General features: G+C 44.2%; 19 protein-coding genes. 3 read left to right on the top strand and 16 right to left on the bottom strand.

The window, feature by feature from the left end; all coding sequences use genetic code 11:
* Window position 1: 1 nt before the first annotated feature.
* From pilQ to BuS5_RS03495, 5 genes are read right to left on the bottom strand one after another with little or no spacing between them, the layout of a single operon-like run.
* Window positions 2-1654 carry a type IV pilus secretin PilQ gene (gene pilQ / locus BuS5_RS03515; protein ID WP_027353376.1) on the bottom strand — a complete coding sequence of 551 codons (1653 nt, stop codon included), beginning with the start codon at window positions 1652-1654 and terminating at the stop codon, window positions 2-4.
* 7 nt (window positions 1655-1661) lie between these two features.
* Window positions 1662-2165, bottom strand: coding sequence for a hypothetical protein (locus BuS5_RS03510; RefSeq protein WP_027353375.1), 504 nt, complete (start codon window positions 2163-2165; stop codon window positions 1662-1664).
* Complete coding sequence (locus BuS5_RS03505; RefSeq protein WP_027353374.1) at window positions 2162-2710, bottom strand: hypothetical protein; 549 nt, start codon at window positions 2708-2710, stop codon at window positions 2162-2164. The genes BuS5_RS03510 and BuS5_RS03505 overlap by 4 nt, the downstream gene beginning before the upstream one ends.
* A 1-nt stretch (window position 2711) precedes the next feature.
* The gene (locus BuS5_RS03500; RefSeq protein ID WP_027353373.1) at window positions 2712-3011 is read right to left on the bottom strand and encodes a hypothetical protein; all 300 of its coding nucleotides are present in this window, start codon (window positions 3009-3011) and stop codon (window positions 2712-2714) included.
* Window positions 3012-3066: 55 nt separating this feature from the next.
* On the bottom strand, window positions 3067-4638 hold the full coding sequence (locus BuS5_RS03495; protein ID WP_027353372.1) for a hypothetical protein: 1572 nt from the start codon (window positions 4636-4638) through the stop codon (window positions 3067-3069).
* Between the two features lie 231 nt (window positions 4639-4869).
* Between BuS5_RS03495 and hisH the strand changes: the two genes are divergently transcribed.
* Window positions 4870-5499 carry an imidazole glycerol phosphate synthase subunit HisH gene (gene hisH, locus BuS5_RS03490; RefSeq protein ID WP_027353371.1) on the top strand — a complete coding sequence of 210 codons (630 nt, stop codon included), beginning with the start codon at window positions 4870-4872 and terminating at the stop codon, window positions 5497-5499.
* A 9-nt stretch (window positions 5500-5508) separates the two neighbouring features.
* Window positions 5509-6285: an imidazole glycerol phosphate synthase subunit HisF gene (gene hisF, locus BuS5_RS03485; protein WP_027353370.1), complete on the top strand. Its 777-nt coding sequence runs from the start codon at window positions 5509-5511 to the stop codon at window positions 6283-6285.
* Window positions 6286-6481: 196 nt separating this feature from the next.
* Here the strand turns inward: hisF and BuS5_RS20325 are convergent, their stop codons facing one another.
* Together BuS5_RS20325 and BuS5_RS03480 are read right to left on the bottom strand one after the other, a co-directional pair.
* Complete coding sequence (locus BuS5_RS20325) at window positions 6482-6640, bottom strand: ParE family toxin-like protein (protein WP_443112708.1); 159 nt, start codon at window positions 6638-6640, stop codon at window positions 6482-6484.
* Between the two features lie 38 nt (window positions 6641-6678).
* Window positions 6679-6816, bottom strand: coding sequence for a hypothetical protein (locus BuS5_RS03480; protein WP_157487339.1), 138 nt, complete (start codon window positions 6814-6816; stop codon window positions 6679-6681).
* Between the two features lie 155 nt (window positions 6817-6971).
* Here BuS5_RS03480 and BuS5_RS03475 point away from each other — a divergent pair, with 155 nt between their 5' ends.
* Window positions 6972-8126 (top strand): IS4 family transposase, encoded by a 1155-nt coding sequence (locus tag BuS5_RS03475; protein ID WP_036019371.1) that lies wholly within the window; start codon window positions 6972-6974, stop codon window positions 8124-8126.
* A 97-nt stretch (window positions 8127-8223) separates the two neighbouring features.
* On the opposite strand, the gene BuS5_RS03470 is transcribed toward BuS5_RS03475, so the two are convergent.
* The 9 genes from BuS5_RS03470 to manA form a co-directional block, all read right to left on the bottom strand.
* Entirely contained in the window at window positions 8224-9429 is a 1206-nt protein-coding gene (locus BuS5_RS03470) for a DUF362 domain-containing protein (RefSeq protein ID WP_027354137.1), read from the bottom strand.
* Window positions 9419-10483: a chorismate synthase gene (gene aroC / locus BuS5_RS03465; RefSeq protein WP_027354136.1), complete on the bottom strand. Its 1065-nt coding sequence runs from the start codon at window positions 10481-10483 to the stop codon at window positions 9419-9421. Before aroC ends, BuS5_RS03470 begins: the two co-directional genes overlap by 11 nt.
* Window positions 10484-10507: 24 nt before the next feature.
* Window positions 10508-11023: a shikimate kinase gene (locus BuS5_RS03460; protein ID WP_027354135.1), complete on the bottom strand. Its 516-nt coding sequence runs from the start codon at window positions 11021-11023 to the stop codon at window positions 10508-10510.
* On the bottom strand, window positions 11020-12282 hold the full coding sequence (aroA, locus tag BuS5_RS03455; RefSeq protein WP_027354134.1) for a 3-phosphoshikimate 1-carboxyvinyltransferase: 1263 nt from the start codon (window positions 12280-12282) through the stop codon (window positions 11020-11022). The genes BuS5_RS03460 and aroA overlap by 4 nt, the downstream gene beginning before the upstream one ends.
* Window positions 12283-12286: 4 nt before the next feature.
* Entirely contained in the window at window positions 12287-13108 is an 822-nt protein-coding gene (locus tag BuS5_RS03450; RefSeq protein WP_027354133.1) for a shikimate dehydrogenase, read from the bottom strand.
* A 5-nt stretch (window positions 13109-13113) separates the two neighbouring features.
* On the bottom strand, window positions 13114-14220 hold the full coding sequence (gene pheA / locus BuS5_RS03445; RefSeq protein WP_051374829.1) for a prephenate dehydratase: 1107 nt from the start codon (window positions 14218-14220) through the stop codon (window positions 13114-13116).
* A 6-nt stretch (window positions 14221-14226) separates the two neighbouring features.
* On the bottom strand, window positions 14227-15219 hold the full coding sequence (locus BuS5_RS03440) for a 3-dehydroquinate synthase II (RefSeq protein WP_027354131.1): 993 nt from the start codon (window positions 15217-15219) through the stop codon (window positions 14227-14229).
* Window positions 15220-15479: 260 nt separating this feature from the next.
* Window positions 15480-16277: a 2-amino-3,7-dideoxy-D-threo-hept-6-ulosonate synthase gene (locus BuS5_RS03435; protein WP_027354130.1), complete on the bottom strand. Its 798-nt coding sequence runs from the start codon at window positions 16275-16277 to the stop codon at window positions 15480-15482.
* 293 nt (window positions 16278-16570) lie between these two features.
* Window positions 16571-17827: a mannose-6-phosphate isomerase, class I gene (gene manA, locus BuS5_RS03430; RefSeq protein WP_051374827.1), complete on the bottom strand. Its 1257-nt coding sequence runs from the start codon at window positions 17825-17827 to the stop codon at window positions 16571-16573.
* Between the last annotated feature and the right edge of the window lies 1 nt (window position 17828).

Raw genomic sequence — 17828 nt, 5'->3', positions numbered from 1 at the left:
ATTACGATTTTTCTTTAAGAATATACGGCGTTATGAAAATAAGCAGCTCTTCCTTTACATTCTCTTTGCTGATACCCTTGAAAAAATAACCAAGAAACGGAATATTTTTCAAAAAAGGAACCCCGGATTCACCATCGGCAACATTCTCCTTGCTCAAGCCTCCGATTACGGTTGTCTGTCCGTCAAAAAGAACCACACTGGTCTCGGCGCTCTTGGTGATTATAACAGGATTACCCATAACCGTATCTGAAAAATCGACCTCATCCTTGTTTGTAAGGATCTTCATCTTCAATGTCTTGCCGTCGATAATATAGGGCGTAACCTCAAGCCTGATAACAGCTTTTTTCCACTCTATCTGTACATCTTCATCTTCAACGGTCTGATAGGGAATATCCTTGCCGCTCTCTATAATTGCTTTCTGGTTATCAAGGGTTGTAATAGACGGGCTGGAGAGGATGTTGAGCTTGACCTCCTTTTCGAGCGCCGAAAGCTGCGCGGTAATAATATTGTTGCCGATACTTTCCGAGATAACGCCGAGTGTCAGGCCCTTGCCGTCGCTCAAAGCGGCCGGGAAATTAGCAGCCATTCCCGCAGTCGGATCTATGCCTTCGCTCAATTTTGCGCCTGTTATTCCGGTACTGTTGGCTCCTGGTGTTATCCATGTGTCGCCACCATTATAAAGGCCGCCCCACTGGATTCCCAGTTCCAGGGCGGTATTGCTGTTGGCTTCAACAATATGGGCCTGTATCAGGACCTGAAGGGTAGGTTTGTCAAGCTCAAGCACCATGGCCCGCATTCTCTCCAGATCACTCTTGCCGGCCTGGATCACAAGGGAATTGGTATGGAGATCCACCAGGATAGCGCCTCTCAGCCCGGAAGTCGACGATTTGGTCCGGGACATCCCGGTCAGCAGGGAATCAGCGCTTTTGCCTTCTTCCGCGGCCCCTGGGCCGGCATGGCTGCTTTGGAAAAATTCTTCCAGATTATCCCGCAGGTTCTCCGTATCGGCATATTTAACATGATAAACCCAGGTCTGGAGAGGTTCCGCCATTTTTGCCCTTGACCGTAATCTTTCCATCTCGATTTCATGCTCTTTGCGGCCGGCCACCAGATTCTGCTCCGCGTCCATAAGCTCCAGGGCACGATTAATATCGTCGGTTGTAACAATCCGGATTATGTCGCCTTCCCATTCATACGCCAGACCGTTTGTATCCAGAAGCCCCATAAAAACCTGGTCCCAGGGAGTATTTTTGATGCTGACATATGACCTTCCGGTAACCGCTTCACTTATTATGATATTCTGATTAACCGCCCGGGCAAGGGTTTTAAGCAGAACCGAAATTTCCACATCATGCATTTCAAGGGTTACCTTTTCTGCCGGAAGAGGCTTTTTAGGAACTAAACCGGCTAAATCACTGCTTGCAGCGAGTCCTTCCCGGTCCGGATGTTCTATCAGGATCCCCTTGTTTTCTTCCGTGTCTTCTGAAGGCATGGGTGAATAGCCTTCGGATTTGTCTGCTACAGCCTTCCATTTGTCAAAAAACAGATCGTTTTTTTCTTTGCCGGTTCCTGCGCATCCTGAAAAAAGAGCCGAACATATAAAAAAAACAGCCAAACCCGATAATATCTTTTTAAAAATATAATATTTTTTCATATCAGACTCAATTCCCTTTGTTAGTTGCCATCAGAGGAAGGATAAGGTCTTTTTGGCCTTTTACAGAAACTACCACCTTATGCTTAAAAATTTTTTTCAGGCAATATTTTCCACTGGCCAGTGTATCTCCTTCTTCATACTCCCGGCCGCCGATAATCGCCAGTTTTCCATGTCCGGTTTCTACAAAACCGTAATATGCCAGATTGTCCACCGGGGTTGAAGACTCTGTTTTATCAAATTTCGTTACTTTCTTGATCTCATCTTTAATCTTCATAAAGGGGTTGCCGGTCCAATCTTTACCGGCCTGGGCAATGGTGTAAAGCTCCCGGACATTAAGTTCATTTTTTAATACTTTTGATACCAAATCATTAACTAGTTTTTTGGAAGCGCCAAGGTCCGTTTTCGAAACATCCGTCACCGTACTTGAAGTAGATGCTGTAAAAAAATTATAGCAGCCATACAGTACAGCGATTACAGCAAAAAAAATGACTATTTTTTCCCTTTTTTTCATACTGCGCCATCCTTTTCCCCTGAAACCCTGATTTTAAATCCAAGAAAAAGATCTCCGCCGTCCCCGAATTCTTCAATGTGCAATTCTTCCAGATAATTTGCATACCGCATCTCGCCGATTCCCACCAGAAAATTGCGAAAATCCTTAAATTTCCCAGTAACGGAAACATCTATTATTTCATATCCCGTATCGTCGATTAATGATCCCACATCGTGGATAATACTTTTCACCTTAAGATTATTCCCGGCTGCAATTTCTTGAATTAACAGGGTAATATCTTCAGAATCATATTGAACCGGCTTTTCGCTCTCTTTTGCAAAAACTCCCCCGGGAACTTTCTGCTTTATGATCTTTAACAGGTCGCAATAAACCGGATATAATATTTTCTGCTCTTCAATCCGGCTTTTAACGCGATCAATTTCCTTATCCGTTCGGGATATGGAAATATGAAGCGGCCATATAAGAAAAAGTATAAATAATGCTATGCCCCCTGAGCATATCAGCAGATTTATAATAAAGCGCGGATCAAATTTCAGGTTTGCCATATTATCTCCGAGTACAGAGCAATTCCAGGCTTACCGAAAAACGGAGAACCTCTTTGCCCTGATATGTCTCAACCAGATTCTTTTTTATAACCGGCTTGTCAAAAAGAAGCGATTCTTTCAATTTTACAAGATAACTTCCCAGCAGGGTCTCAAATGTCATACGGTCACCAAAAATCAGCCCTTCCATGTCAAGGGTATTCTTATCGGCAACGCTGCTGCCACCGAGTTTGGACTCGATGCTTAATAACCGGATATTATCCGTGGTCAGGTCCGTCAGTTCGCTTATAACCGCCAGTCCCAAATGCCTTCTGCTTATATTATCCAGTTCCGACCGGGCTGTTGTGGCCCTGTCAGCATCAGCGCCTAGCGCTTCCGCCAGATCGTTGGCGATGTTCCGACCGGGCTGTTGTGGCCCTGTCAGCCATTTTCAGCAGCAGATCCCGGTCAACATTAGGGATGTAGCTTTCGATCTCCCGGTTTAACCCGGACAACAAACTCCGTTTATGCGACAAGATATGATTCTGACTTAAATATATTCCAACGCAGACTGTCATTAAAAAGATAAGAAAGGCAAATAACGAAAAATTGACCTGCTTTGCCAGCGCGGTTTTTTCCTTATCCCTGTATGTAAACAGGAAGTTAGGGGTAATTTTGTTATCGGAAAGCGCTATCCCTGCAGCAGGCACCATGGCTCCGCTCTTTAATGATGTCAAGCCTTTGTCGGCACGCAGCATTTTTTCCGGGAACGGGTTAAATATTTCAATGTTTATATCAAGCTGGGAACCTATATATTCCGCAATACGGCTGTTATCGTTAATCAGACCGGATATCAACACTTTCCTTACCTTTTTGTTTCCAAAGTTCAAATAGTAATGTTTTAGTGTCCGCTCCAACTGTTTAACCAGTCTCTCCAGCGCCGGCAGAATAGCCCGGAATATATCCCCCTTGTTTAAGCCGGTCGTTTTCGAGTCGACTCCCGGCGATCTGCTCCCTTGTATAAAATCGGATAAAATTCTACCCGCCTGATCTTTTTCTATGTACGCCGCATCTCCGGGCTTGGCATCCTTATTAGAGGTCAACGCAGACTGATGATCCGCCCTGGATTCGAGCATATCCCTGAGAGCCTCCTGCATGCTATGTATGCCGGCCTTGATAACACGGGACAATGCAAGATTACGGTTTGAATATATACTGATATGAGAGCATTCCAGGTCTATATAAATAGTGCATATACCGTCCTCTTCACCGTTCTCCAGCCATCCTGCGCGAAACATGTTCTGAATGGCAAAAGGGAGGCTTGAAATCCCCGTCAATGGATATCCGGCTTCAAAAAACAAAAACTGCAGTTCATCCACTACCTTTTTGGGTAAGGAACAAGCAGTGATCTCAATCTTTTTGACGCCATCGTCGGTTATATTCCCCATAACCTCGAAATCGAAGAGATCCTTGCTGTCGTTCAACGGAACATTTTTTTTATAAGACCAGTAAACAGCATTGAAGATCTGTTTTTTGGGCACCCTGGGTATAAGCAAACTTCGAGTTTCTAAATAGGCAGACGATACAACAGCCCAAATATGCACTTGTTTCAGGGGGCCGCAATAATTCGTCAATAGTGAATTGATAAAAGCTGAAAGCCGGCGGCGGTCACCGGTAATTCCCAGTTCAAGAGCCACCTCGGCATAATCGAGCAGTTTGGGAGTTTCTTCAGAAGCCCGGTCGACCTTCACCAGCAGCAGATTCTCACCACTGAAATAAAGACCTATGTTAATAATCTGCTTTGAGGAACGAGGTTTGGATAAAAAAGGTCTTATAGCCCTGGATGTTTTTGAGGGAACAACCCTGGGCGCCGGTTCAGGTTCCCCGGTATTTTCATTGCGAATCAGTGCAAGAAGTTTCTCTGTAGAGGAAATTTCATTATCTTTTACCAAGGCCGATCTCCATTGGTTATATGTATAAATATATCATATTTAGATAAAAAAAGTTATAGTTGTCAAGTAAAGTTTATACAAAGATATTTGAAATTTTAGTACATAAGACAGAGCCTTTGGGTATACGTTCCCACAAAGTCTTTCTTGACTTATCATACTGTTAAAAATATATAAAGCGGTAAAAACGAATCCTTATTATATAAATCAAAAACCATAGCTGATTTAAAATAAATGATTGCTATAATAGATTATAATGCCGGTAACCTGACAAGTGTTGCTCATGCCGTGACCCATTTGGGGTTTAAGTGTAAGGTCACAAACGATATCCGCTTGATTTCCGAGGCTGAAAAGATAATTTTCCCAGGAGTAGGCGCGGCCGGATCCGCAATGGAGAGCTTAAGACGGCTGGGACTTGATCAGGCCGTAAAAAAGGCTTTTTCAGACGGAAAACCTGTTTTCGGTATCTGTCTCGGTACCCAGATTATAATGCAATCCAGCCAGGAAAATAATACCGAATGTATCGGGATAATGGCGGGATCAGTCAAGCCGTTTCCGGAAAACATGACTTCTGAAGACGGACTTAAGCTTAAAATCCCCCACATGGGCTGGAACCGGATTCATCCTATAAAGGATCACCCTCTTTTAGCAGGCCTGGAAGATGATGATGAGTTCTACTTTGTACATAGTTTCTACCCGGCCCCTGCACATCAGCAACATGTTGTGGCGAAGACCGATCATGGGATCAGCTTTCCCTCGATTATCGGATTTGACAATATATTCGCTACCCAGTTTCACCCTGAAAAGAGTGGCAAACCGGGTCTAAAAATTTTAAACAACTTTTGCCGAAGCAAATTATATTAAAAGCAAATCATGTTAAGCAAACGCATAATACCCTGCCTCGATGTCCGGGAAGGAAAAACAACCAAAGGAATCAAGTTCCAGAACAATGTGGATATCGGCGATCCGGTGGATATGGCCCGGTTCTATTATGAAGAGGGGGCGGATGAAATCGTATTTTACGATATTACCGCTTCCCACGAAAAAAGGGATATCATGCTCGATGTTGTCAAAAGGGTGGCGGAAACCATATTTATACCCTTTTCGGTTGGCGGCGGTATCCGCAGCGTGGATGATATGAGAAATGTGCTGCTGGCCGGAGCCGAGAAGATAAGCGTAAACTCGGCCGCAGTTAAAAATCCAGAGATTATCTCCCAGGGAGCAAATGCCTTCGGCAGCCAGTGCGTAGTGCTGGGCATGGATGTCAAGTATGTCGGACAAAAGGAAAATATATCTTCCGGCTATGAAATAGTTATCAACGGCGGCAGGAAATATATGGGTATCGATGCGCTTGAGTGGGCTATCAGGGCGCAGGAAGCAGGCGCCGGTGAGATATGCCTTAATTCAATCGACGCGGATGGCATGCGGGAAGGTTATGAACTGAAACTTACAGCCTTAATTTCCGAAAACGTCAATATTCCGGTTATAGCCTCCGGCGGGGCCGGCATACCCGAACATCTGGCAGATGTGCTGACCAAAGGAAAAGCCGATGCCGCGCTTATTGCGTCCATGGTCCACTACAGACATTACTCCATTAATGAGATCAAATCGTATCTTGATTCAAACGGAATACGGGTGAGGAAGACTTAAAACAAAAATTGGACACAGATTTTCACAAATGAACACAAATAAATAAAGGAAGATTTAAAATAAATTTGTTTAATTTTAAATTCATAATTTCATCATTCATTATGCGTTTTTTATCTGGCTCAACAGTTTATCATAATCAGAGTGTGATCCTGTCCAGAACCAAATAACTATTTCTCCTCTTAATACACTTACTGCTCTATAATACACTTACTGCTCTATAATCCTTTGTGATACGGACAGAATATATGGGTAACCTTGAATGAACCCTTTTAAAATGAAGACTTGGATACCATGGGTCTCGTTTAAATTGTGTATATGCTTGTTTCCCCTTTTTCTTTATTTCATCCGGCAACACATGATAGTATTTCCAAAATTTGTCTGTAGTTTTTGATTTCACAGTTTATTTATATCCAAATTTTTTGTTTTGCCTTTTTCATGCTCCATCAAAGCTTCCTGTGCCAGATGCTCTAATATGTCTTCTGATTCGGCAAATAGTTTGTCCCATTCTTTATCGGCTTTGATTTCATCCAATAGCCATCTTCCAATCAGTAGTGTCCGGTTAGGTTTTTGCATGTTATATGGGATAAAAAAATTAGAAAAATGTTCATTTTTTACTTGACAAACCAAATAAAAATTTTTTATCGTTTTGTTATAAAATATAATTATAACAAGGAGTTAAGACAAAAATGGACATATTCAATATCCCAAAAAAGAATTTTAATCCCCAATCTCATGCTCGATTTCTCAAACCTTTGCAAAAGATTTTTCCTGACACGCCACAGCTTAAATCCCGAGGTCACAGGCCATTGAAAATGACTTTTGAAGATCAGCTTCACGCACTGATATTTTTCCATCTACAAGAACATGAATCAGCTCGTGATCTTATTCAACACCTTAAAGAAGACGATTTTGCCAAAGAATGTGTCGCTCCAGATGGAGGGATCAGTCGTAGCAGTTTTTCCGAAATTATCAATTCTCGAGGGCTTGAACAGCTTGAATATGTTTTTCAAGCTCTTTGCAGCCAGGCACAAAATGCTTTACCATCAAATTATTCAGATCTCGGTGAACTCGTTTCCATTGATGGATCTTTAATTGATGCAGTTCTGTCCATGTACTGGGCTGATTACAGAAAAGGCGCTAAAAAAGCAAAAGGCCATTTCGGCTTTGATGTCAATCGCAAGATTCCTATAAAAATTCATCTGACAAATGGAAATGGCGCTGAACGCCCCTTTGTCAGGTCTATCCTTACAAAAGGCCAAACAGGAATCATGGATCGGGGGTATCAATCACATAAGGATTTTGATCTTCTTCAGGATGAAAAAAAACATTTTGTTTGCCGCATCAAAGCGAAAACAACAAGAACTATTATCAAAGAGCAGCCTGTTGATCCCGACAGCTATATTTTTTATGATGCTGTGGTTCTTCTTGGCACTCCTGGGGTAAACCAGACCAGAAAGCCGGTTCGACTGGTTGGTTATAAAATTGCCGGTGTCAAATATTTTGTGGCAACTGATCGTTATGATCTTACAGCCGAGCAGGTTGCAACCGTTTATAAGCTTAGATGGGATATCGAAACTTTTTTCAAATGGTGGAAGAAACATTTAAAAGTGTACCACTTGATTGCTCACAGTAGATATGGCCTGATGGTTCAAATCCTTGCGGGGTTAATAACCTACCTGCTTATGGCCATATACTGCCATGAACAGTTTAATGAACCTGTATCAATAAAGAGGATTCGTCAGCTTAGAAATACCATCCAGAACGAATTACGTACTGACGAAAAAAACGTATGGTCTAATAATCTGATTATCAAAGAGCAAATGCTATATGCAAAAACTTAACCGGACACTACTGTCTTCCAATAACATTTTGTTCAATTTCTGGAAGTTTTGATATCTCATAAAAGGCATTTTCTAATAGCTTTGTCATTTTTACACCTCATTTTTTTGCGCATAACGGCGACGGATGATCCGTGATCCCAAATTTAAGTACATTCATAATCTCACTCCCCACCGGAGGACAGCCCTGGACAAATATGCCCTTCTCTTTATGGGCAGCGGTACAGTTTCCGATACAGAGGGTTCCTGCCGGAACCTCTTTATTCCCCTTCCCTATTGCTATGGTCAGCTCCTCAATATCAGGAAAATAATCGAAAATTTTTTCTTTCTGCTGCTTCAGAAAAAGCAGGAGTGTGGACTGGCAGGCGCTGCACGAATTTTCATCCAGAACAGTGATGTTTGGGAATTCAAATTCAAGCTTCTCGGGGGGAGGTATAAACGGGGATATATATTTGCGCCAGTCCTGCGGATAAACTGCTATTTTTTCAATATCTATGATACCATAACCACGTTCCGCTCCGATTCGCAGATGCGGCACATTCTCCGCCCTGGTTCCCATTATCCTGCATGACACCGCGTCGGCCGCAAAAGGATCAAATCCGGCCACAACAACCCCCAGGGGTTTAGGGGAGCCGGAGCCGGGCCCCATTCCCTCCATCCCGGTGGTGCCGTCGATTATTGAAAAATCGGGGCGTAGTACTCCGGACATATCGGAGATGGCAACATTGATAGATTTTTCTTCACTCCCTTTTACCTGCGGCAGCATATGAAATTTTACCTTGCTCCGTCTCCAGAGACACCCTTTCATATTCTTTACTGCCAGGGTAACTCCGGTGTGCATGTGCATCTTCATGACCGGCATGGAAACGACAATATCGTATTCCAGAACTTCGGGACATACTTTCAGGGAATCTATGACCCGGCCTCCATGAACCGCCACTTTAACAAAAGGGCGTGCGTCAAGATCTATCAGCCGGATGCTACGTTCCTGCGCAATCCTTTCAATCCCGGATACGTCAAAAGCTTCTTTTATCGCAACGCCTGTTATCGGGCTTTCACCTATAGCCACTGTTGCACCGGCTTCTGTAAATGCATCGGCTGCCCCTGCAACTACCAAGGCCTCCGTTGTTATTCCCGCGCCGCTTGCAGCGACCCGCCCTATATTCGGTTTAAGGAGAACCTGTTTTCCTTTAAGAGGCGCAAGATCAAAACGGGATAAGACCGCCAGTGTATTTTCGTAAGGCCCGTTTCCCCCGCAAACGTGAACTTCAGGATTTTGATGATCACAACTAAAGTCACCCTCCATTATTCATAATCGCCTTTTGCCGCAGATAATGATCTGCCAGAACCAGGTAAACCATAGACTCGCATACCACGTTTATTCTCGGTATAGCGGATATATCGTGCCGTCCTTTTATAGAAATAGTATTTATTTTTTTTTTAATATCAATTGTGCGCTGATCCAGGCTTATGGACGGAATCGGCTTTACGGCAATACGAATTATTATATCATCACCATTTGATATTCCGGCCAGTATTCCGCCCGCGTTATTAGTATCAAAACCATCCGGAAGGATCGGATCATTATTTTCAGAACCTAACTTACGGGCAGCTTCAAAGCCCGAACCTATCTCCACACCTTTAACGGCCCCGATGCTCATCAGCCCCTTGGCCAATTCAGCATCAAGCTTGTCAAAAACAGGTTCGCCCAGGCCCGCCGGGACTCCCCGGGCTACAATCTCAACTATTCCACCCAGGGAATCACCGTCTTTTTTAACCTGCTTTACACGATTCTCCATTTTCAGGGCAGCTTCAGGATCCGGGCATAAAAACATATTCTCGGCTACTGTATCCAAATCCCGTTTTTCCGCTTTGACACCGCCAAGTTTTACCGTATAAGCAGAAACATTGATATTCACAGTTTCCAGCAGTGCCCTGGCAACTGCTCCGGAAGCCACACGGGCGACTGTCTCACGGGCAGAAGATCTTCCCCCGCCCCTCCAGTCGCGAATCCCGTATTTAGCCTGATATGTTATATCACCATGTCCCGGTCTGAAAAGTTGTGCATAGGGCGCATAGGCGTTTGACCTGGCATCCTTATTTCTGACCATGATCAACAAAGGCGTGCCGGTTGTCAACCCCTCAAAAAGACCGGACATTATAACAGCCTGGTCAGGCTCTTTTCGGGATGTGCTGGTCGAAGAACCGCCCGGTCTTCTCCGATCAAGCATCTTTTGTATGATATGTTCACTCAAGGGTATCCCGGGAGGGCAGCCGTCAACAACTACGCCAACTCCTTTTCCGTGTGATTCGCCCCAGGTGGTTATTCTGAATATTGTTCCAAAACTGTTTCCCGGCATTTATAACCTTTATAGGCTGAGGGGCTAAGGCTTCAGCTCATTAACAATTATTTCACATATCTCTTCGATTTGTTTCCCATCCGTGTCAACGGAAAAATCCATGGCATCTTCATAAAGAGGATTTCTCTCAGAGAGGGTATCTTCTATTTCCTCCAGCAATCCCCTGTTTGTGAGCGAAGGACGTGAATCTTCAGTTTTTTCATCCTGAACGATTCTTTTTTTTATAGTTTCAGCTCCGGCCTTTAACCATACGCAAGTCCCGCTCGCTTTCATTAAGGAGACATTCTTTTTGTCAAGGATGACTCCTCCTCCTGTAGCGACAACCTGGTCGCCCATCTTGCAGATTCTGGCCAGTATGCGGCCCTCTTTTTCCCGAAACGGCTGCCAGCCTTCTTTTGCCACCATTTCACTTATGGTCACGCCATATTCTTCAACCAGCAATAGATCCGCATCTACAAAAGGCAATTTCAGCTTGTCTGCCAGGGCTTTGCCGACCGAAGTTTTACCGGTGCACCGATATCCTATCAAAAAAATAGTCATCGTTTATACATATCTCCGAAAACATTCCAGAATTCCGGGAAAGATTTTTGAACACACTTTTCGTCTTTAATAAAAACGCCTGGAATATTTAAACCCGCCACCGCAAAACTCATTGCGATTCTATGATCATTATATGTATCTATTTCAGCACCGCACGGAACTCCGCCTTGAATAATCAAGCCCGAATCAGTTGCAACGGCATCTATACCCATCTTCTTCAATTCGTTGGCAACGGATCCGAGTCTGTCACTCTCTTTTGCTTTTAAATGTGCCACATTGGTTATGCGTGTTACGCCCTTTGCAAAAGCAGCTACAACCGCCAAAGTAGGTACAATATCAGGCATATCCGACATATCCGCTTCCACAGCAGCAAGAGCTCCGCCTGTAACCGTTATGCCGTCATCTTCATAAACGACTTTGCAGCCCATCGATTCCAGCACCCTTGCAAAACGGACATCTCCCTGTCTGGAAAATTTATTAATCCCTTTCACTTTTATACTCGCTCCGGTTACAGCCGCCGCAGCCCAGAAATAACTCGCCTGCGAAGAGTCAGGTTCAACCATATAATCACCTGATATGTATTTCCGGCCACCCTCGATCTTAAACCTTTTATAACCGTCCCGCTCAACATTTATGCCAAGCAAAGACATTACATCAACGGTCATATCAAGATAAGGCCTGGATACCGGGCCTTCGCTGACAGTAATATCGAGTCCTTTTTGGGTATAAGGGGCTATCAAAAGCAGCGAAGAAAGAAACTGGCTGCTGATGCCGCAGTTTATCGAGAGTTTCCCTCCTTTTATGATGCCTCCTTCAACTTCAACCGGAGGACAGCCGTTTTTTGACATAGAGTACGCATTTACGCCGATGCTGTTTAAAGCATCGAGGAGATCCTGAATCGGTCGTTCACTCATCCGCTCTGTGCCTGTAAGCCTGTAAATTCCCTTTCCCAGAGCGGCAACCGAAGTCAACAGCCGCATGGATGTGCCGGAATTTGCGAGATATACAGATTCCCCGCATGTACCAATTGCACCACCTGTTCCATGCACCAGCAGTTGGCCGCCTTCTGAATATACCGTAACTCCCATTTGCCGCAGGGCGTTGCTGGTAAGAATGGTATCTTCACTTTGCAGGGAGTTGGTTATTTTACAGATTCCGTCTGACAGGGCCGCAGCTATCAACATCCTGTGGGTGTAACTCTTTGAACCTGGCACTGTTACGCTGCAATCCCGGATCTTCCCGGATCTTATCTCAATCATACTGTTAAGCATTCTCCCCCAGGGCTGCGACAACTATCCCCCGCATTAACTCAACCGGCGACTTCAGACCTGTCCACATCTCAAACTGCGCAACGCCCTGATAAACAAACATGGATACCCCGTCAACAGTATTGCATCCGATTGCTTCAGCCTCTTTTAAAAGTCGTGTCTTAAGCGGGTTGTAAACAATATCCATTACGGTCATACCACTTCCCAGATATTCACCCTCAACTACCATGTCATTTATATTCGGAGTCATGCCCAGGGGAGTGGCATTAATCAGTATATCACAGTCAAGATGTTTGAAATGCTCAAGCGGATAATAATTTACGCCCAGATCATTTGCCAGATTTTTACCTTCATCCTCCAGGATATTAATAATGGTCAGACTTCCACCCTCAGCCAGGATGCCGAAACCTATGGCGCGTGCTGCTCCGCCGGCTCCGGCCAGCACCACCTGTTTATCCTTTATTTCCGTTTTCTCAAGCAAAGCGCGGGTGGCTCCCAGGCAGTCCGTATTATATCCAAGAAGCTTTCCGTCTTTGTTGACTATAGTATTAACAGCGCCGATCTTTACAGCCGTCTCATCAATATGGTCGAGAAATTCCATTACAGCAATTTTATGAGGAATCGTTACGCTGGCGCCTTTAATGCCGAGTCCTTTAAAACCGGCCATTGCGGAAGCAACATCTTTTACATTAAAGGCCAGATATGCCCCGTTATATCCAGCATCCTGAAATGCGGCATTATGCATTACAGGGCTCAAGCTGTGGGCGATGGGATCTCCTATAACACAATAGGTGGAGGTTGTTGCACTAATCTTCATTTGTTTTACTCCCTGGCCTTTGGATATGAGCCTAAACATTTCAAATACTGGCAAAATTCCTGCATGCTGTTGAAAGTATCATTGACCTTTGGATCCTCCAGATGGCCTTCTATATCGACAAAGAAAAAATAGTTCCAGTTTTCATGTTTAGTAGGACGCGACTCAAGTTTAACCATATTGATACCTGCTTTTGCAATCGGCTCCAGCGCCATGTGCAGTGCCCCTGGGGCATGAATAGTAGCAAACATTATTGATGTTTTGTCTTTCCCGGTTCTATGGGTTTCATCGTTTCCTATAACAAGAAATCTCGTTACATTATGCGCAAAATCCTGAATCCCGGACTCAGCCACAAGCAGTTTATATATTTGCGCCGCCGCGCTGCTTGCAATCGCTGCGGTTCTCTCCTCTTCCGAAGCTTTCTGGGCGGCCCGGGCCGTGCTGCTGCATTCCTCAAGGGGTATACCCGGCAGATATCTTCTCAGCCATTTGCGGCATTGCCCGAAAGCCTGGGGATGGGAATATATTTTTTCAATCTTATTCAAATCACCCGTTAAAGATAATAGATCATGGGATATGGGCTGATATATCTCTGCGCATACTTTTAAATCCGATTCAAAGAAGAGATCCAGGGTATGATTAACAGCCCCCTCAATGGAATTTTCCGCCGGCACAACGCCATATGCAGATGCACCCTTTTCAACTTCCGTAAAAACATCCCGTATGCTGGTTTGGGGTAGAAAAGAAGGGGGACGGCCAAAATGACTCATGGCCGCAATATGTGTAAAAGTAGCTTCAGGGCCGAGATATGAGACCTTTTGCGGCCTCTGGATCTCGCGGGATTCCGAAATGATATCCTGAAAAATCTGTATAATCGTATCATTTCTCACAGGGCCTTTGTTCAAAGAAATCAGCCTGTCCATTATTTCTATTTCCCGTTGGTTGTCCAATACCTTGCCGCCTTTATCATGTTTAACGCGGCCGATCTCCCTTGCATGAAGCAGCCTCTGATTGATCAGATCGAGTATTTTCGAGTCTATCTCATCTATGGCCTTTCTTGCTTCCAGGATACGGGAATCCTGGAAGTTCCTGGTATTCTCTTCCGGTAATGCCATAATATACTATTTTTCCGTTATTGTTTCATCAATTTTATGGCCGAAATGCCGTCCCCCGGCCTCCACCGCCACCATAACTCTGTCTCCCGGTTTAAGACTGACAACCGACACGGGATTGCCGTCAGGAGCGGTAAGCCGAATTGTCTCCGCATTCTGAAGAATGGTTGTAATATCCGTGCCGGCCACAACCGCCTTGACAAGCATCAGCGGTCGTTTTTCAATTTTCAGGCGTCCTACAATGCCTATTGTTGTACGGCCTTGAAAATCAGTAACAAGAATCTGATCACCGGCGGCCAGCTCTGAAAGATATCTTGTTTTGCCGCCGGGCACTCTTGTGTATGCATGAACCGGCCCTGCATTTACCCTGAAAGGTCTTGGTGCAACATATGGGTTGGATATGCTCTCCGAATGCACAAGAAAAAGAGCGCTGCTACTGTTGCCGACAAGCATTCCTTCACCTATTGACATAGATGTACATGTATCCACACATACCCGGTCACCCATTCCCAAGGGAATAATATCGCTTATCTCGGCCTCTTGCAAGGAGGTTTTCTCTTCATCGGAGCAGAGCACGGACAGCGCCTTTTTTAACTCTAAAACGTCCGATGTATGAAAAAGAATCTGTTTTACCCCTTTTTCGAGTATTCCGAAAGCCGTCTCAGCATCCCTGAGATTCTCAACCTCTGCAATCACATCGGCCCCTTTCGCAATCAGATTCTCAAGTGGAATAACTGTCCAGTCGGTACATTTTAAAATAACCTTTTTGTCCTGGCTCAGTTTTACAATCTCATCCTCATCTTCACCGCTTTTAATTGTAAAAATGACTACATCTTTTCCTGTTTTCAGATCACCGTCTTCCGATATGGTCTGAATTCTTCCAAGTTGTTTTACTTTTTCGGAAAATCCTTTCGGCACCATGATACCATCGGCCCCGCCTTCAAGAGCTGTGGTAACTATCTTCTTGTCCCACGGATCAACTTTTACCCATATTGTACGCATTTTATTATCCTTTAAAGTATAGACTGTCACATAAATAATTTCACTGCGTTATCGGTCGTCGGAGTATTTCAATACGCCTTCCTCCCTCTGGCCTTGTGAAATGAATTATGTGACAGCCTATAGATTGTCACATAAATAATTTCACTGCGTTATCGGTCGTCGGAGTAGAGACGCAAAATTTTGCGTCTCTACCACCTCCGGCCTTATGCCAAATTTTAAAATCAGGTAATTATCTGAAAATTTATATATCATACCTATCTTTATCCAAGTATTCCAAGAGCTTCATCAACGGTTCCGTTCTCATTTACAATCAAGGATATGGCACGCACCATTCGTGTTGAATCCCTATGCTGAAAAACATTACGGCCTATTGATACACCCGATCCCCCGGCATCTATCGAGCCTTTAACCATCTCCAGTATTGCCTGGTCGGAATCCATCTTTTCGCCCCCGGCTATTACCACCGGCACCGAACAGCCCGAAACTACTTCACGAAATGATTCAGGACTTCCGGTGTATGAAACCTTGACAATATCAGCGCCCATCTCGTCACCGATACGTGCCGCGTGCTTTACAAATTTCACATCATATTCATCCTTGATCTTCTCTCCCCTGGGATAAATCATGGCAAGAAGCGGCATCCCCCATGTCCGAGCTTCATAACTTACCAGGCCGAAATCCTTCAACATATCCTTTTCATTATCATCACCTATGTTCACATGTATGGAGACTGCATCTGCCCCAAGTTTTACAGCCTCTTCCACAGAGCATACCAGTGACTTGGAATTCGGGAAAGGAGACAGGCTTGTTGATCCGGAAAGATGTATTATCAATCCTATATCATTACCCTCTCTGCGATGTCCTGCCTTAACGAGACCTTTATGTTCAACAATAGCGTTAGCCCCGCCTTCCGCCACTTTCCGGACTGCGTTTCTCATATCTATCACACCCGGTATGGGACCTACGGAAAGACCGTGATCCATCGGAACAATGACGGTTCTGCCGGTATTCCGATTTAAAATCCGCTCCATCCTGATTTGTTTTCCTAGAAATGTCATACATCCCCCTAACACAATCTATTAATAGAATATATCAAAACTTTCTCAAAACCTGTAAAACCGTAATTCCTATACTCTGGAAGGTTATAAACAAAAAAGGCCGTGAAGTAAACTCCACAGCCTTTCTAAAAAAGCTGCGGCATAAAAATTCTGCCCACAGCTTTGTTTCCTATAGATTTTGGTTCTTTTTCAAAGCAAGCCAGGCAGACTCGAAATAAAAAAATAAAAATAAAAAAACCTGGCAAAAAACTTACACATCAAAATAACCATCCTGAAAAATTATAAAATATTTTTTATATTGATTTTTTTTTTATGTCAATATTTTTTTTTACTTTTGCAAAAAAATCTCCCACACACGCAGCCTTGTAAAAAACAGCATCACCCGAAATAGAATATTTTTCAACAGCAGCAGGGATCAACACGGAATTCCCTTGAGAGAGTATCAGTTCTTTTTCTATGCCCGCTTCGAGTAAGGTCGCTTCACCTTTTATGCAAAGTATAATCTCCGCGCTCCGGTCTGCTGCGCTTCTATATTTTTCTCCTTCTTTCAAGGTTATCACGGAAAGTACAAACTCTTCAGCCCCTGAAACATAAGTACTCTCATTGTTCGACCTTAAGACAGGCTCAAGAATATCCGGATCCCTCTCCTGGAAGTTCAAAGTATTTAACAGCTCAGGCAGATCGATATGCTTGGAGGTAAGACCGCCCCTTAATACATTGTCCGAATTTGCCATAAGTTCTATACCCAGCCCTTCAAGATAGGCATGCAGTTCACCTGCCGGAAGAAACATAGCCTGACCGGGCTTAAGGCATACAAGATTGAGAAATACCGGGGAGAGCACACCAATATCTTCCGGATATTCATCCCGCAGTTTGATTATCCATCTATATACATCATTATTCTCTGCAAGATTACGCGCATTGGAAACAGCCTCATCTATTATTTTGGCGCAGCGGCTCTCTTCAATGCTCATAAGACTGTTAAAAAACTTTTTAAGACCGGCCGAATCGGGTTCTTTCCTGATATAACCGATTTCCATGCTTAACCCGGAACCGCAAACCCTTTCCATAAAATATATGGTATCTTTTATTCTCCTGAATCCATTCAGAGCCCAAAAGGGCGTAAGGGCGCATATTATTTCCGGCTTATGATTCTCATCCTTATAGTTTCTGTCAGGGGCATCCAGTGGAATCCCGCGCAGGTTTTCTTTTAAAAAGCCTTTTTTGGCCTGTAAAATATCCGGATGGGCCTGTATGGACAAAGGTCTTGCCGCCGCAAGCACTTTAAAAAGATAAGGAAACCGATTATTAAATTTTTTTGCGATCTCCTTACCAAGAATTCCTTCGGGATCTCTCTCGATCAATCTATCCAGGCCGATCCATTTCCCCCCGATCATTACACGGGAAGGAGCCTTGGGGTGAGCCCCCATCCAAAGCTCAGCCTGGGGTTTTTCAGAAGGTTCCGCGCTGCCCATAAGCCGTGCAATATGAGTATGGGAACCCCATCCATATTCCTGGATGGTATTTTTCAGCAATCCGGCACTTTTCATT

The sequence above is a fragment of the Desulfosarcina sp. BuS5 genome (genome assembly GCF_028752835.1).
Classification (GTDB): Bacteria; Desulfobacterota; Desulfobacteria; order Desulfobacterales; family BuS5; genus BuS5.
Note: the sequence above shows the minus strand (reverse complement) of the source record. Positions and strands in the feature narration are given on the sequence as shown.